The sequence below is a fragment of the Frigoribacterium sp. PhB107 genome, from assembly GCF_003751515.1.
Classification (GTDB): domain Bacteria; phylum Actinomycetota; class Actinomycetes; order Actinomycetales; family Microbacteriaceae; genus Frigoribacterium.
Window position 1 is genome coordinate 1,224,014 of record NZ_RJKU01000001.1, and the last position, 15,736, is coordinate 1,239,749.

Sequence of the window (15,736 nt, forward strand, 5' to 3'; positions counted from 1 at the left end):
CCGGCGGACTCCCGTGGGCGCAGCCGCACCGATCGAGGAGGCACACATGAAGGCAGTCGTCTGGCACGGCATCGGGGACATCCGTCTCGACGAGGTCGACAAGCCCACCATCCAGGATGCGAACGACGCGATCGTCCGCATCACCCGCAGCGCGATCTGCGGCACCGATCTGCACTTCGTGCGCGGCACGATGGCGCCGATGGAGGAAGGCACCGTCCTCGGGCACGAGGCCGTCGGCGTCGTCGAGCAGGTCGGCGACGCGGTGCGCGGCTTCAGCCCTGGCGACCGCGTCGTGATCAACAGCACCGTGTCGTGCGGCGCCTGCCGGTACTGCCGCGAGGGCCACACCGCGCAGTGCGACGTCGCGAACGCGAACGGACCGGACGCGGGCACCGCCTTCTTCGGCGGGCCGGCGTCGACCGGGCCGATCGACGGCCTCCAGGCCGAGTACGTGCGCGTCCCGTGGGCGCGCAACACGCTGCACCCGCTGCCCGACACGGTCAGCGACGAGCAGGCGATCCTGCTCAGCGACATCTACCCCACCGGCTGGTTCGGGGCGGAGCTCGCCGGCGTCCGTCGCGGCGACGTCGTCGCCGTGCTCGGGGCGGGCATCGTGGGGCAGTTCGCGATCGCGTCCGCGTTCCAGCAGGGCGCCTCCCGCGTAATCGCGATCGACGGCCTCGAGGACCGCCTGGCCCAGGCGCTGGCCCAGAACGCCGAGGTGGTCGACTTCAACCGCGAGGACCCGGTCCAGGCCGTGAAGGACCTCACGGGAGGCGTCGGCGTCGACGCCGTCATCGACGCCGTCGGGGTCGACGCGCAGCACCCCGTCTCGGGCCCTGCCGCTCCCTCCGACGAGGAGAAGAGCAGCTTCGAGCAGGAGGTCGCGCAGGTCGCGCCCGGCGCCGCTCCGCAGGGCGACCTGTGGGTGCCCGGCAGCGCGCCGTCGCAGGCGGCGCGCTGGGCCGTCGAGATCGTCGCGAAGTACGGCCGGATCGGCATCATCGGCGTCTACTCGCCCACCGTCGAGTCGTACCCGATCGGGGCGGCCATGCTCAAGAACCTCACGATCCGGATGGGCAACTGCGACCACCACTCGGTGACTCCCCCGCTGATCGAGCGCGTCGCCGCCGGGCTGTTCGAACCGACTGCGCTCATCACCGAGCGCGAGCCCGTCGGCGACGCGATCGCCGCGTACGAAGCGTTCGACCGGCGTGAGCCGGGCTGGCTCAAGGTCGAGCTGACGACGGCGTAGGCCCCGGCCCCTCGGGGCGCGAGGCGAACGAGGAGGTGCGGTGCAGGGACGACCTGCACCGCACCTCCTGCGGTCCCTCCGACCGGCACCGCGCCTCCTTCGGTCGCCGCACAGCGCACGGGTGTTGCCTGACGCCATGAAGAACACCACACTCGGCAGCGTCGACGGCGGACTCGACGTGGGCCGCATCGGCCTCGGCCTCATGGGAATGTCCGCCTTCTACACCGGCAGCGGGACCGACGACGACGAGTCGGTGCGCGTGATCCACGCCGCGCTCGGCCACGGCGTCACCCTGCTCGACACGGCCGACATGTACGGCCCGCACACCAACGAGCAGCTGCTCGGCCGGGCGCTCAAGGGCCGTCGCGACGACGCCGTCGTCGCGACCAAGTTCGGCAACGTCACCGATCCGGAGGCGCGGGCCGAGCGCACGATCGACGGTCGCCCGGAGTACGTGCGCACCTCGATCGACGGCTCGCTGAAGCGACTCGGGATCGACCACGTCGACCTCTACTACCAGCACCGCGTCGACCCCCTGGTGCCGATCGAGGACACCGTCGGGGCCATGGGCGAGCTGGTCGAGGCCGGCAAGGTGCGGTTCCTCGGTCTCTCGGAGGCGTCGCCCGAGACGATCCGCCGCGCGCACGCCACCCACCCGATCACGGCGCTGCAGACGGAGTGGTCGCTGTGGAGCCGCGAGGCCGAGGCCGAGGTGCTGCCGACCGTCCGCGAGCTCGGCATCGGCTTCGTGCCGTACTCGCCGCTCGGCCGCGGGTTCCTGACGGGCACCCTGCGCTCGGTCGACGAGCTCGCCGACGACGACTTCCGCCGGTTCAACCCGCGGTTCGAGGGCGACAACCTCAAGGCCAACGTGCGGATCGTCGAGCAGGTCGACGAGGTCGCCCGCCAGGTCGGCGCGAAGCCCGGCCAGGTCGCGCTCGCCTGGCTGCTCGCCAAGGGCGAGGGCATCGTGCCGATCCCGGGCACGAAGCGCCGCACGTACCTCGACGAGAACGTCGCCGCCGACGTGATCGAGCTCACCGAGGAGCAGGTGCACCAGCTCGACGACGTCGCCGCGCCGAAGGGCGACCGCTACTCGGACATGTCGACCATCGACCGCTGAGCACGGTCCTCGAGGGCGGGTCTCCCAGCGCGCGGGCAGGTCGGTCTCGACCCGTCCTCGGCCCGGGAGGCCCGCCCTCGACGCGTCCGGGGACGGGGAGGCGCGGGTACGGTCGACCGATGGACGACGTGATCAGACGACGCGCCCTCGTGCACGGCACCGTGCAGGGCGTCGGGTACCGCTTCTCGACCGAGGGCGAGGCGGACCGCCTCGGCGTCGACGGCTTCGTGCGCAACCGCTCCGACGGCACCGTCGAGGTGGAGGTCGAGGGCGAGCCCGAGGCTGTCGGCCGACTGCTGGCCTGGCTCGAGGAGGGCCCCGCCGGCGCCGACGTGTCGCGCGTCGAGGTGGAGGAGCTCGCCCCCACCGGCGAGGGCGGCTTCGAGACGCGGCGCTGAGGCGTCGCCGACCTACGAGGCCCTGGACGAGGAGGACCCGGCCCGGGTGCTCGCACGCACCCGACAGCGTGGAGTCCCCGGACCGGGCCGGTGGCGCCCGCGAAGGGCGCGCCCTCAGTAGTACCAGGCCGCGCCGGGGCGTCTGCTGAGACTCGCGGCTCATGTTCTGATCCGTGCACCCTCCGCAGGTTCCCGCGCCTCACCTCACACAGGAAGCGCGGCGCGCGTCTCCATGATGAGTACGATCAGCCGAGACAGGAGCCCCGATGAGCACGATCTCCGTCGTCCACACGACGATCGACAGCCCCGTGGGCGAGTTGACGCTCGTCGGCGGCCAGGACGGCGTCACGGGGTTGTTCTTCTCCGACCACCGTCGTCTGCCCGACCCTGCCAGCTTCGGCGCCCGATCGTCGGTCGGCACCGGCCTGTCCGACTTCGTCGAGGTCGAGAGCCAGCTCGCCGCGTGGTTCGCCGGCGAGCGTCGTGCCTTCGACCTGCCCCTCGCGCCGGTCGGCACGGACTTCCGGCAGCGCGTGTGGCAGCAGCTCGCGACCATCCCCTGGGGCGAGACCCGCACCTACGGGCAGCTCGCGGCCGCCCTCGGCGACGTCAGGCTCGCCCGAGCCGTCGGCACCGCCAACGGGGCCAACCCGCTGAGCATCCTCCTGCCGTGCCATCGAGTCGTCGGCTCCGCCGGTTCGCTCACCGGGTACGCCGGCGGGCTGGTCCGCAAGCGGTTCCTGCTCGACCACGAGGCACCGGCGTCGGCCGGCTCCGGTCGGCTCTTCTGAGATGCCGCCCTTCGATCGCGTCGTCGAGCTGCACGGCACCACCGTCCTCCGGGTCTGTCGTGCCCTGCTCGAGCCGACCGACGCCGACGACGCCTGGTCGGAGACGTTCCTGGCCGCCCTGGTCGCCTGGCCGGACCTCCCGTCCGACGTCAACGTCGAGGCGTGGCTCGTGACCGTCGCCCGTCGCAAGGCCCTCGACGTCATCCGAGCCAGGGACCGTCGGCCCCAGCCCGTCGAGCACCTGCCGGAGCCCGGGCCAGACGGCGAGTCGTCGTCGGCGGCCTTCGACGAGGTCCTCGCCCGCGACGACGCCCTGCTCCGCGCGGTCCGGTCCCTGCCCGAGGGGCAACGCGACGCGGTCGTGCTGCACCACCTCGCCGGGCTGAGCCACCTCGAGGTCGCCGAGCTGACCGGCCGCAGCCACGCCGCGTGTCGACGCTCGGCGGCCGACGGCGTCGCCGCCCTGCGCAACGTGCTGGGCGAGCGCGACGAGAGAGGCTCCACCCCCGCCCTCCCGACCCGCCCGACCGCCCCGACCGGCTCGACCGGCTCGACGGCGATCCGACCCGAGGCGCCCCGACCCGAGGCGCCCCGACGTACGAGACCCCGAGAAGGAGCACGCCCGTGAACGACACCGCACCCGACGTCGACGCTGCGGTGCAGCACCGCCTCGTCGAGGCGACCGACACCGAGCCTGGCCCCGGCCTCGACGCACACCTCGACCTCCTCCGCGGCCGACTCGCGGACCAGGCTGCGGTCGTCGGCACCGTCGACGTCTTCTGGCGTACCGTCCCCTCCCCTGTGGGGCTGCTGCTGCTCTGCTCCACAGACGTCGGTCTCGTGCGCGTGGCGTTCGAGGTCGAGGACCACGACGCCGTGCTCGACCGCGTCGCCGAGCAGGTCGGCTCCCGGGTGCTGCGGTCCGGCCGGCAGCTCGACGAGGTGGCGGTCGAGATCGACCAGTACTTCGCCGGGCGGCGCCGGGACTTCGACCTCGTGCTCGACCGCAGGCTGTCCCGGGGCTTCCAGCGGACCGTGCTCGAGCACCTGCCCGAGATCCCCTACGGCGAGACGGCGAGCTACGCCCGCGTCGCCACCGCGAGCGGCAGCCCGAGGGCCGTCCGAGCCGTCGGCACGGCCTGCGCGACGAACCCCCTGCCGGTCGTGGTGCCCTGCCACCGCGTGGTCCGCAGCGACGGCACCCCGGGTCGTTACCGCGGCGGCGAGGCCGCGAAGGCGGTCCTGCTCGGGCTCGAGTCGCAGCTCTCGGCCGGAGCGCGCTCGTGAGCGGCGTGGTGATCGGTGACGACGGCCTGGCCCGACCACCCTGGGCTGCGGTCGACCCGCTGATGCGCGAGTACTACGACACCGAGTGGGGCATGCCCGTCCGCGACGAGCGCGGGCTCTTCGAGCGGCTGAGCCTCGAGGCCTTCCAGTCGGGCCTGTCGTGGGCCACCATCCTCCGCAAGCGCGAGGCGTTCCGCTCCGCGTTCCGCGACTTCGACCCCGACGTGGTGGCCGGCTTCGACGACGCCGACCGCGAGCGCCTGCTCGCCGACGCGGGCATCGTGCGGAACCGGCTCAAGATCGACGCGACGATCACGAACGCCCGCGCGACGGTGGCCCTCCGCGAGCGCGGCGGGCTCGTCGACCTCGTGTGGTCTCACCGGCCCGCCGAGACCCCTCGTCCCGTCGAGCTCGCCGACGTCCCCACGACCTCCCCCGAGTCGGTCGCGCTCTCGAAGTCGCTCAAGGCCGTCGGCTTCGCCTTCGTCGGCCCGACGACGATGCACGCGCTGATGGAGGCCACCGGGATCGTCGACACCCACCTGGTCGACAGCCACCGACGAGGGTCGTCGGGCGTGTGGGAGGCGGCACGGTGACCGACCTCGTCCTCGCCCCGCTCGAGCTGCGCCTCGAGACCGACGGCCTGTACGACGCCGCACACGCGATCGGCCTCCTCGCGGCGCACAGCGTGCCGGGGGCGGAGCTGACCGACGTCACGGCCGGCACGCACTCCCGCCTCGTCGACGTGGCAGCGGCCGATGAGCCGTCGCGCGTGCTGCGGCTCGACCTGCGCCTCGAGCCGAGCGGCGTCGACGTCGTGGCCACCGCCTCCCCGGGGCTCGCCCCCTCGCCGGACGACCGCGACCGGGTCGAGCGTCTCGTCCGTCGGTGGCTCGACCTCGACGCCGACTCCTCCGGCGTGCTCGCCGCGCTCGGCGACGACCCCGTGCTCGGCCCGCTCGTCCGCGCTCGGCCCGGCATCCGCATCACCGGCAGCCCCGACGGGTGGGAGGCGGCGGTCACCACCGTGCTGGGCCAGCAGGTCTCGCTCGCCGCGGCCCGCACCTTCGCGGGACGGCTCGTCGCCGCGCTCGGCACCGACGTGGCCGGGACGGGACTCCGCAGGTTCCCCCGCGCCGACGTCGTCGCGGCCCTGCCGGTCGACGAGCTCCGGGCCGCCGTCGGGGTCACCGGCGCCCGGGGCCGGACGCTGCACGCCGTCGCCGAGGCCGTGGCCGGCGGTCTCGTCATCGCGCCCGACCGCGACGTCGCAGCCGTCCGTGCGTCGCTGCTGGCCCTGCCCGGCATCGGTCCGTGGACGGTCGACTACCTGTCGGTCCGGGCCCTGGGCGACCGGGACGCGTACCCCGCGGGCGACCTCGTGCTCAGGCGGGCGCTCGGCGGCGTGACCACGAAGCAGGCCGAGGTCGCGTCCGCGCCCTGGGCCCCGTGGCGCGCCTACGCCCTCTTCCACCTGTGGTCGCACGCCCTGCCGACCGTCCCCTGACCTGCCTCCCGCACCACGCCTACTGTCGGACGAGTTCCGCCCACGAGAGGACGATCCATGAGCACCAGCCACGACCACGAGCCCCACGACGCCGCGACCGAGAGCCACGCCACCGAGGGAAGCGCCCTCGAGGAGCGCCTCGAGGAGGCCGCGCTCGCCTCCCACGACGACGACGCCGCCACGACCTCCGCCGGGCACCCAGCCGACGGGGACACCGACACCCAGGGCCGCCCCGCCGGGAGCGGGGACGCGACTCCCGAGGGCGACGTCACCGAGCGCCTCGGCGGCCCGCTGTCGGGCGAGGACGGCTACGTCGCCGTGGACCCCGCGGGTGTCTCCGGGAACCGGACGGACGGGCTGACCGCCGACGACGAGGACGGCCGCGGCGAGAGCGAGGCCGAGCCCGGCGCCCAGGTCACCGGCAGCGGCGGTCGCTGACGACCGGGTGCAGTCGGCCAGGCGCTGACGACCGTGCGCTGACGACGTCGCGCGGCAGACCGGGCACCGACGCCCCGCTGTTGACGCCGACCCGTCGCCGGCATGGTGCAAGCTGGTGGGGATGACTTCCTCGCGCGCGCACCTCGACGACTTCGCTTCCTTCATCCAGGCGTCCCCCTCTTCCTTCCACGCCGCGGCCGAGGCCGCTCGTCGGCTCGAGGCGGCCGGCTTCACGGCCCTCGACGAGACGGCCGTGTGGCCGACCGGTCCCGGACGGCGCTACGTCGTCCGTGACGGCGCCGTGATCGCGTGGGTCGAGCCGGGCGGCGCCTCGTCGACCACTCCGTTCCGGGTCGTGGGGGCGCACACCGACTCCCCCGGCTTCAAGCTCAAGCCGAAGCCCACGACGGGCACGCGGGGCTGGGTGCAGGCGGGCGTCGAGGTCTACGGCGGCCCGCTGTTCAACTCCTGGCTGGACCGCGACCTCGAGTTCGCCGGGCGGCTCGTGACCCGCTCGGGCGAGACCCCCCTCGTGCGCACCGGGCCCCTCCTCCGCATCCCGCAGCTCGCGGTTCACCTCGACCGGGGCGTCAACGCCGAGGGGCTCAAGCTCGACCCCCAGCGCCACCTCGCCCCGGTGGTCGGCGCCGGCCCGCTCGACCAGGCCGACGTGCTGGGCCACCTCGCGGGCCTCGCCGGCCTCTCGGGCTCGGACGTGGTCGGCTACGACGTGGTCGTCGCCGACACCGCCGCCCCTGCCGTGCTCGGCCTCTCGGGCGAGCTCTTCGCGGCCGGGCGGATGGACAACCTCTCGTCGACCCACGCGGGGCTCGCGGCCCTCCTCGCGACGGCCGACGCCGAGCTCGACCACGTCGCCGTGTTCGCTGCGTTCGACCACGAAGAGGTCGGTTCGGCCACTCCCTCCGGGGCCGCCGGGCCGTTCCTCGAGGACGTCCTCGCCCGCGTCTCGGCGGGCCTCGGCGCCGACGCGACCGACCACCGGCGCGCGCTCGCGGCCTCGTGGTGCCTCAGCGCCGACGCCGGGCACGCCGTCCACCCGAACTACCCCGAGCGGCACGACCCCGCGAACCAGCCCGTCGTCAACGGCGGGCCGCTGCTCAAGATCAACGCGAACCAGCGGTACGCCACCGACGGTCTCGGCGCGGCCGAGTGGGTGCGGGCGTGCGAGCAGGCCGGCGTGCCGTTCCAGGAGTTCGTCTCGAGCAACAGCGTGCCGTGCGGCTCGACCATCGGGCCGATCACGGCGACCCGCCTCGGCATCCGCACGATCGACGTCGGCGTCCCCCTGCTCGGCATGCACTCGGCGCGCGAGCTCTGCGGCGTCGACGACCCGGCCTCCCTGTCGGCTGCCGCCGCCGCGTTCCTGGCCCCCGCCTCCTAGGGGCTCGTGCTCGCGGGGCGGGCGGGTCCGTCGTCAGCGGTCCGTCACGTGCGCCCGTGCAGGACGAACCCGCCCGCCTTGCCGGCGCAGCCACGCGGCCGCCAGCTGCGAGCCGGCGGCCGCCAGCCGACTCGCACGTCAGCCGAGCGCGACCTCGCCTCGCTGACCGAGGGCCCAGGCGGTCATCGCCGGCCACGCCCCGAAGCCGGAGTCGGGGGTGAGGTGCCCGCCGCCGCGCACCACGACCTGGCGGCCGTCGAGGCGGCCGCGCCACGTGTCGCCGAGGCCGAGCGGGAGCCACGGGTCGTCGTCGCCGGCCACGACGACCGAGTCGCCGACGGCCCCCGTCCCCAGGAGACGGCCGTCGAACAGCAGCGTGTCCCGCGACTCTGCGCCGGCGGCCTCACCACCGGCCTCACCGCTAGCCGTGCCGAGGGCCGCGCCGCCGTCGACGAACGCGTGCACGGCGTCCTGCCCGGCGATGAGCTCGGGCGACGGAGGCGACACGAGCGCGACCCGGTCGGCCGCGAGCGGGCGGGCCCCGGCCTGGATCCGCAGCCAGAGCAGGGTCGAGAGGCTGTGGCAGACGACCGTCACCGGGCCGGGGCCGAGGGCAGCGTGCTCCGACCGGACCGCCGCCTCCCACTCTGCGAGGTCGGGCTCGTCCGGCGAGGGCAGCTGCGGGTAGCGCACGGCGAGGCCACGCCCCCGCAGCTCGTCGGCGAGGAGGTGCTGCCAGTGGTCGGCGGGACGCCTGTTCTGCCAGCCGTGCAGCAGCAGGAACCCGGGCGCGCTCGTCGTCATCCGCCGATCCTGCCCGAGCGGCGCCGACGGACGTGCCAGGCTCGACCCATGTCGTCACAGAGCGTCCCGCCCGGGTTCGTCGACGCGTGGGCGTTCGAGGGCGAGCCCACGCTGTCGGGCCCCGTCCCGGAGGGCTTCCACGTGACGGCTGTCTCGCGACTCGTCGGCCACGGGGCGGACGACGCGCGGACCGCCGGGGACGCCGTCCTCGGCTGGCAGGTGCACCGCGGCTCCGGCTTCGTCGCTCTGCAGGTGCCCGACCGGGTGCTGGCCGGCGCGGTCAGCTCCTGGGCGATCCCGTTCGGGCCGCTGCGACCGAGGGTCGCCTGCAAGGTCGTCCGGGTGCTCGACGACGAGCCCGTCGGCGAGGCTGTGGACGGTCCCGCCGACGCAGCCGGACCAGGGCGGCTCGGCGGCGCGCCAGCGCTCCCCCGCTCTACGGGGTTCCTGCACGCGGCCCTGGTCGGCCACCCGCAGCGCGGCTGGGAGAGCTACCTCGCCACGCACCACCCCGACGACCGCGTCACCCTCGACATCCGCGTCGTCTGGCGCCCTGGAGCCTGGTGGATGCGCCTGGCGGGCCCGGCGTCCGGGCTCGCGCTGCGCCTCCTGCTGCGCCGCAACCTCCGCGCCCTCGACCCCGTCCTGCGCCGCTGAGCCGACGCCTCCCGACACGGAGGCGCTGCCTGCCTGCCTGCCTCAGGCGAAGACCTCGCGCAGCCGCTGCTCCCAGGCCGCGGCCACGGCAGCGGCGTCCACGTCATCCGCGAAGTGGTGCACGGTGACGGCGACCCCGCCGCCCCAGCGCTCCCGTCCGAAGACGCGGTACAGGGCGTCCGCGGTCCGCAGCCCGAGGAACGACCCTGAGCGCCAGTCGATGCCCGACATGACCGCGCCGACGCCCGGCAGGTCGATCACGAGCGCATCGCCGACCTCGTGGCCGGCGGTCAGACCGAGCGCCTCGACGACGCGGTCGAACGACCCCGGCTCGCGCGACGTCGCCGGAGCCTCGGCCGAGATCCACGTCGCTGGCCGCCCCGGGAACCACGCGACGTACTCGGCCAGGGTGTGCAGGTAGAAGTCGGTGTGCGTCTCGGCGCCGTCGAGCTGGCCGTCGTCCGCGAAGACGCTGCTGTGCCGGTACCGCAGCCGCGTCGCCCCGTCGAGCTCGTCGATCACGTGCTCGAGCTCGTTCCACCAGTCGCCCTGCTCCATCCGGTTCGCCCACCGGCTCGGCGGATCCCACACGGTGACGACGCCCGGCCCCGCTGCCCCGCCGACCCGGGGCTCGACGTCGACGGGCCACAACCAGCCGGCCGACCCCGTCGTGACCGCCTCGAACACGACCTCAGGAGGCGCGGCGACGGTGATGCTCCTGGTGATGTCTGCTCGGGGCACGAGAGCCTCCTCGGGGGCGCGGGACGGTGGTGCCGATCCTGCCAGACCGACGCCTCCCGCGGGGTGCGAGACTGGTCGCCCACCGTCCCGCACCTCCTGCCCCGGCAGCGCTGCGAACGGACACCGACGAGGAGGCGCATGGCCGTCACAGGCACACGCGGGCACACGCGCAGGCGAGGCCGCGACGAGTCCAGCACCCGCGTGCGCGTCAGCCGGGTCGAGCGCGGCGACCTCTGGGTGCGCGTGAGCACCATCGGCACGACCGGCGAGCGCCCGTTCGTGCTCGTCCCCGGCATCGGGGTCTCGTCCGACTACTTCGAGCGGCTGGCCCCGAACCTCAACTCGTTCGGCCCCGTGCACGCCCTCGACCTGCCGGGCTTCGCGGGCGTCACGCACCCGCGCAAGGCCCTCACGATCCGCCAGTTCGCCGACCTCGTCGGGGCCGCCATCGACGACCTCGGGCTCAAGGACCCGATCGTGGTCGGGCACTCCATGGGCACCCAGATCGTCACCGACCTCGCGGCCCGCCGCCCCGAGCTGTCGACGCTCGTCTTGATCGGCCCCGTCGTGAACCCCGCCGAGCGGCGCGTGACGGTCGCCGCGCGGCGGTTCCTGCAGGCCGCCTGGCACGAGCCCGGCCGGGTCAAGGTGCTCGCCCTGCGGGCCTACCTCGTCTGCGGGGTGCACTGGTTCTCGCAGGTGCTGCCGAAGATGATGACCTACCCGATCGAGCAGCAGCTGCCGAAGGTGCGCGCCCACACGCTCGTCATCCGCGGCGAGCACGACGCGGTCGCGCCGCGCAGCTGGGTCGAGCAGATCGGACGGCTCGTGCCGTCGTCGCGGCTCTGGGAGATGCCCGGCGCGGCCCACTCCGTCATGCACGCCCACGCGGAGGAGGTGGCGCGGCTCTGCGTCGAGCACGCCGAGCAGCCCCCGCGGCCCGGCGAGGGCGACGAGCTGCAGCACTACGCGGACGCCGGCGACGGCAGCGAGCGGGGCGAGTTCGACTTCACCCCGGAGGAGGCAGCCAAAGCGGTGCTGGCCACCGTCCGCGAAGGCGTCGCCATCGCCCGCGGCGACGACGCCGCCGTCGGCGAGGCCAAGTCCGAGCACGCGGAGGCGATGCTCGCCGCCCACGACCGCGCCGAGCGACGCCGCGCCGACGAGCAGTCGGAGGAGGCGCAGTCGGACGAGGAGGCGCGGGCCGACGGCGACGACGACGCCAGCCGCACCGGACGCACCGAGCGGGACGGCCGGACCACCGCCTCCTAGGCTCGCTGCTCCCAGGCTCGCGGCCCCTAGCCCCCGCCCGTCACCGTCAGGACGATCAGCGCGACGTTCAGCGCGATGACGACGGCGATCGCCGCCCATGCGGTGACGCGCGTACCGGTCGCGTTCCGCCCCGTGCCCATCAGGCGGGCGTCGCTCGTCACCACGACGAGCGGGACGAGGGCGAACGCGATCCCGAAGCTCAGCACCACCTGGCTCAGCACCAGCAGCCAGGTCGGGCTGACGCCCGTCGCGAGCAGCACCAGGGCAGGCACGAGCGTGACGACGCGGCGCACGAACAGGGGCACCCGCACCTTCAGCAGCCCGTGCATGATCTCGGCGCCGGCCATCGAGCCGATCGAGGTCGAGGCGAGGCCCGACGCGAGCAGCCCCACGGCGAAGAGCACGCCCACGACCGGCCCGAGGGCGTCGCGGATGGCGTCGTGAGCACCCGGGATGGTGTCGGTGCCCGTGCGGCCGGGCAGCGTCGAGGCGGCCAGCACGAGCATCGAGATGTTGACCCCGCCGGCGACGACGAGCGCCAGCACGACGTCCCACCGCGTGGCCCGCAGCACCCGACGACGGTCGTCGCCCTCGGCGACGGCGCCGTGGTGGTCGCGCACGAGGGCGGAGTGCAGGTAGACGGCGTGCGGCATGACGGTCGCGCCCAGCATGGAGGCGGCGAGCAGCACCGACTGCGCGCCCTCGAACCGCGGCACCAGGCCCTCGAGCATGCCAGGGCCCGACGGAGGCGAGAAGAACAGGCCGGCGCAGAAGCCGACGGTGAGGATCGCCAGCATGCCGATGATGACCGACTGGAAGACGTGGCCCCCGCGGTACTGCGTGAGCATCAGCAGCCCCAGCGACAGGACGCCCGTGATGAGGCCGCCGACGACGAGCGGGACGCCGAAGAGCAGCTGCAGGGCGAGCGCGCCGCCGATGATCTCGGCGACGTCGGTGGCCGCCGCGACGACCTCGGCCTGGCCCCAGTACGCCAGCCGGGCCGGGCGAGGGAGCCGGCGGCCCATCACCTCGGGCAGCGACTGCCCCGTGACGACGCCGAGCTTGGCCGACAGGTACTGCACGAGCACCGCGATCGCGTTCGCGGCGACGAGCACCCACAGCAGCAGGTACTGGAACTGGGCGCCGGCGGTCAGGTTCGCCGCGACGTTGCCCGGGTCGACGTAGGCGATCGCGGCGACGAACGCCGGGCCGAGCAGGGTGCCGCGCGGCCTCGGGTGCGGGCGCAGTGCCGGTCGACGGCCAGGCGCCTCCTGCGCCGCGGAGCCGGGGGGTCGTGTCGTCGCCATGCCTCGACCCTACACAGATTTCGGCTTGCCGAACTTTCACTTGCTGCACCGCGAAAGGCACGTGTCCGGTCTCCCGCCGAGGGGGGCGCGGAGGAGGCGGGGGCAGGGGAACGCGAGGAGCCCCGTCCCGCAGACGCGGCACGGGGCTCCCGTCCCGACGCCGAGGTGACGACGCCGGTGTCCCTGCTCGACTACTGGGTGGCGACGGTGATCTTCGCGACGCCGACGAGCATCTGGTCCTGGACCGCGTCGGTGTCGAACGTGGTGTTCAGCAGGGCGGCGGCGTCGGGGCTGACGTGCACGGTCGTGCCCTCGAGGACGGCGTTCGTCCCCTCGGTCTTCAGGGGCTCGAGCGTGCCGCCCCAGAGCGTGAAGAGGTAGGCGTCCTGCGCCGCGATCGTCCCGTTCGCGGTGACGGTGCCGTAGAGCTTGCTCTCGCCCGGGTCGATGCGGAAGTCGCTCAGCTCGACGACCGTGCCGTCGGCGGCGGTGAGCGACAGGCCCGAGTCGTCGTGGTCGATGTTGCCCTGCACGTAGGGACGCACGTCGCCCTCGGGGTCGTAGTAGGTCACGTTGCCGCCCGTGATGGGGAACGAGAACGTGCCGTCGGTGAACGTCGCGTCGCCGACGACCCCGGGGGTGAGGCCGAGGGTGCCGAGCGCGTCGACGAAGGAGGCGTCGACGGCGACCTGGGTGTCCACGCCGCCCGTGAGCGCGGGGATCGTCGCCAGGGGCTCCTCCGTCGACTCCTCGGCCGGCTCGGTCGCGTTGACGGGGTGCGTCGGCGCGGTGTTGTTGCTCTCCGAGTCGGAGGTGGACGAGCAGGCCGCGAGGCCGAGCACGAGGGTGCCCGCGGCGACGACGGCGAGGGTGCTGCGGACGAGGGAGGAGCGGTCGAGGAGGTGCATGAGGGTCCTTTGCGTGTCGCTGCCCGTGTCGTCGCTGCTGCGCGGCGTCGCGGGCCGGTGTCGGTGGTTCGGTGCGTCGGTGGTTCGGTGCGTCGGTGGTTCGGTGCGTCGGTGCTTCGGCTCGGGGGCCCTGCCGGATTGCCGGACCCGCTCACGGCGGGGCCCGACGGCGACCTGCCGCCGTCGGGACCCGAGGGAATCAGACCTGGTGGTCGGGCACGAAGCGGTCGACCTTGCGGTGCCAACGCTGTCCGAGGAGGCCGCCGAGGACGGCCCCGACGAAGCTCAGCACCACGAGGAGGCCCAGGAACACGAACGACTCGACCGAGGTCGACGACATGTCGTCCATGGAGGGGATCATCGGGTTCGGCGCGGACTGGTCGCCGGCCTGGACGCCGACGACGGCGCCGACCACCCCGACGACGATCGTGATGACGAGGCCCCACAGCCAGGTGGCCAGGCCCTGCTTGAAGCCGGAGAACCGGGCGACGCGTGAGGCCGTGAACCCGCCGACGAAGTACCCGGCGAAGACGATCACGAGGACGACGATCCCGGTCGTGATCGAGAGGACCTCGGCGTTCTCGCCCAGGTAGCCGCGGAAGCCCCCCGAGCTGGAGCCGGACGACGCGGCGACGACGGCGGACGCGATCGCGGCGAAGACGACGAACACGGAGACCCCGAAGCCCGTCGCGGCCAACCAGCCGAGGAGGCCGGCGCCGGGGCGGATGCCGGAGAACTCCTGCTTCTGCTCCGTGAGCAGCTCGCGGCGCAGGGCCACGGGGTCCGCGGTCTCGGCCACCAACGGGTACGCCTGCGAGCCGGTGGCCGGACCGGCGCCCCCCGGACGACCGGCCACACGGCCGTCGTCGGTGCGCCAGGAGGAGGTGGGGGCGCCGTCGCCGCGGCCGGGTGCCGCCACGGGGGCGACCACGGTCGGCGAGTCGTCGCGTCGGTCGCCGTCGTCCGCGGCGTCGCCGTCGACGCGCGAGCCGTCCTCGCCCGGCGCACGGTGGGCCTCGGCGGCGCGGAGGGCGTCGTCGTCGTGGAGGGGACGGCCCGAGTCGTCCTGGGGCGAGGCGGACCAGGCACGCGACGCGGGGGGCGTCGGGGCGACGACGGGCGGGACGACGCGGGCCTCGTCGTCACGACCGTCCGGGTCGTCCGCACGGGCGGTGGTGGTGTCGGCGTCGTCGCGGGGTGCGGGCTCGACGCGGTCGTGGAGGACCTCGGTGTCGGCGTGGTCGGACGACGCACGCTCGTCGGAGGTCGAGAGGTGCTCGTCGCCGGTCGAGGACTCAGGCGTCGTCGTCGCGGCCGGTGCCGCGAACGCGCCGTCGCCGGCACGGATGTCGTCGTCGTCGCCTGAACGGTCGACGTCGGCCGAGTCCGTGTCGCTCGACCGGCCAGCGGGGGCGTCGCCGAACGCGACGGCAGGCGGCGCGGCCGGGTCCGTCGACGAGTCAGGAGACGTGGTCGACGTGTCGTCGGCACGACGGCCGGCGGCGTCGTCGCGGTCGTCGGCACCTGAGTCCTCGACACGGTCCTCGGGTGCGACGGCAGGCTCGGCGGGTCCGTCGGACGCGGCGGGCGAGCCGAAGTCGACGGCGGGTCGATCGGCGGCCGGGGCGCCGAAGTCGACGGCGGGGCCGTCGGCGGCACGGCGATCGTCGGTGTCGGCGTCCGAGTCGTGGTCGTCGCGGGTCAGCGGTGCGTCGTCGAGCGGGTCGCGGGCGGGCTCGCGCGGGGCGCGGTCGCGGGCGTCGCCCTCGTCGGCGCGGTCTCTCGGGGTGTTCGCGTCGGTCATGGCAGCTCCTCGTGATCGTGGCCTCGCGACGCCCCAGGGGCA

The 15,736-nt window shown here is 74.4% G+C and carries 17 protein-coding genes; 12 read left to right on the forward strand and 5 right to left on the reverse strand.

Going from position 1 to position 15,736, the window contains the following annotated elements:
* Window positions 1–46 precede the first annotated feature (46 nt).
* The 10 genes from EDF18_RS05655 (at window position 47) to EDF18_RS05700 (ending at window position 8,201) form a co-directional block, all read left to right on the forward strand.
* Window positions 47–1,255: an alcohol dehydrogenase catalytic domain-containing protein gene (locus EDF18_RS05655; RefSeq protein WP_123546754.1), complete on the forward strand. Its 1,209-nt coding sequence runs from the start codon at window positions 47–49 to the stop codon at window positions 1,253–1,255.
* A 136-nt stretch (window positions 1,256–1,391) separates the two neighbouring features.
* Entirely contained in the window at window positions 1,392–2,378 is a 987-nt protein-coding gene (locus tag EDF18_RS05660; RefSeq protein ID WP_123546755.1) for an aldo/keto reductase, read from the forward strand.
* A gap of 119 nt (window positions 2,379–2,497) precedes the next feature.
* Entirely contained in the window at window positions 2,498–2,776 is a 279-nt protein-coding gene (locus EDF18_RS05665; RefSeq protein ID WP_123546756.1) for an acylphosphatase, read from the forward strand.
* 266 nt (window positions 2,777–3,042) lie between these two features.
* A complete protein-coding gene (locus EDF18_RS05670; RefSeq protein WP_199732333.1) occupies window positions 3,043–3,567 on the forward strand; it encodes a methylated-DNA--[protein]-cysteine S-methyltransferase in 525 nt (174 codons plus the stop codon).
* Window position 3,568: 1 nt separating this feature from the next.
* Entirely contained in the window at window positions 3,569–4,195 is a 627-nt protein-coding gene (locus tag EDF18_RS05675; RefSeq protein WP_123546757.1) for an RNA polymerase sigma factor, read from the forward strand.
* Window positions 4,192–4,854 carry a methylated-DNA--[protein]-cysteine S-methyltransferase gene (locus EDF18_RS05680; RefSeq protein ID WP_233568989.1) on the forward strand — a complete coding sequence of 221 codons (663 nt, stop codon included), beginning with the start codon at window positions 4,192–4,194 and terminating at the stop codon, window positions 4,852–4,854. Before EDF18_RS05675 ends, EDF18_RS05680 begins: the two co-directional genes overlap by 4 nt.
* Entirely contained in the window at window positions 4,851–5,450 is a 600-nt protein-coding gene (locus tag EDF18_RS05685) for a DNA-3-methyladenine glycosylase I (protein ID WP_123546758.1), read from the forward strand. The genes EDF18_RS05680 and EDF18_RS05685 overlap by 4 nt, the downstream gene beginning before the upstream one ends.
* Window positions 5,447–6,361, forward strand: a complete 915-nt coding sequence (locus EDF18_RS05690) for an AlkA N-terminal domain-containing protein (RefSeq protein WP_233568990.1) — start codon at window positions 5,447–5,449, stop codon at window positions 6,359–6,361. Before EDF18_RS05685 ends, EDF18_RS05690 begins: the two co-directional genes overlap by 4 nt.
* 57 nt (window positions 6,362–6,418) lie before the next feature.
* A complete protein-coding gene (locus EDF18_RS05695) occupies window positions 6,419–6,799 on the forward strand; it encodes a hypothetical protein (RefSeq protein WP_123546759.1) in 381 nt (126 codons plus the stop codon).
* Window positions 6,800–6,920: 121 nt separating this feature from the next.
* Window positions 6,921–8,201: a M18 family aminopeptidase gene (locus EDF18_RS05700; protein ID WP_123546760.1), complete on the forward strand. Its 1,281-nt coding sequence runs from the start codon at window positions 6,921–6,923 to the stop codon at window positions 8,199–8,201.
* 138 nt (window positions 8,202–8,339) lie between these two features.
* Here EDF18_RS05700 and EDF18_RS05705 read toward each other — a convergent pair whose 3' ends face one another.
* Window positions 8,340–9,005 carry an alpha/beta hydrolase gene (locus tag EDF18_RS05705; protein ID WP_123546761.1) on the reverse strand — a complete coding sequence of 222 codons (666 nt, stop codon included), beginning with the start codon at window positions 9,003–9,005 and terminating at the stop codon, window positions 8,340–8,342.
* Between the two features lie 48 nt (window positions 9,006–9,053).
* Here EDF18_RS05705 and EDF18_RS05710 point away from each other — a divergent pair, with 48 nt between their 5' ends.
* A complete protein-coding gene (locus EDF18_RS05710) occupies window positions 9,054–9,662 on the forward strand; it encodes a DUF1990 family protein (protein ID WP_123546762.1) in 609 nt (202 codons plus the stop codon).
* 42 nt (window positions 9,663–9,704) lie between these two features.
* On the opposite strand, the gene EDF18_RS05715 is transcribed toward EDF18_RS05710, so the two are convergent.
* Window positions 9,705–10,403: an SRPBCC domain-containing protein gene (locus EDF18_RS05715; protein ID WP_123546763.1), complete on the reverse strand. Its 699-nt coding sequence runs from the start codon at window positions 10,401–10,403 to the stop codon at window positions 9,705–9,707.
* Window positions 10,404–10,541: 138 nt separating this feature from the next.
* Here EDF18_RS05715 and EDF18_RS05720 point away from each other — a divergent pair, with 138 nt between their 5' ends.
* A complete protein-coding gene (locus EDF18_RS05720) occupies window positions 10,542–11,675 on the forward strand; it encodes an alpha/beta fold hydrolase (RefSeq protein WP_123546764.1) in 1,134 nt (377 codons plus the stop codon).
* Window positions 11,676–11,701: 26 nt separating this feature from the next.
* Here EDF18_RS05720 and EDF18_RS05725 read toward each other — a convergent pair whose 3' ends face one another.
* From EDF18_RS05725 to EDF18_RS05735, 3 genes are all read right to left on the reverse strand, one after another.
* Complete coding sequence (locus EDF18_RS05725; protein WP_123546765.1) at window positions 11,702–12,982, reverse strand: Nramp family divalent metal transporter; 1,281 nt, start codon at window positions 12,980–12,982, stop codon at window positions 11,702–11,704.
* Window positions 12,983–13,173: 191 nt separating this feature from the next.
* Entirely contained in the window at window positions 13,174–13,890 is a 717-nt protein-coding gene (locus EDF18_RS05730) for a hypothetical protein (RefSeq protein ID WP_123546766.1), read from the reverse strand.
* A gap of 199 nt (window positions 13,891–14,089) precedes the next feature.
* Window positions 14,090–15,694 carry a hypothetical protein gene (locus EDF18_RS05735; RefSeq protein WP_123546767.1) on the reverse strand — a complete coding sequence of 535 codons (1,605 nt, stop codon included), beginning with the start codon at window positions 15,692–15,694 and terminating at the stop codon, window positions 14,090–14,092.
* Window positions 15,695–15,736: the final 42 nt, after the last annotated feature.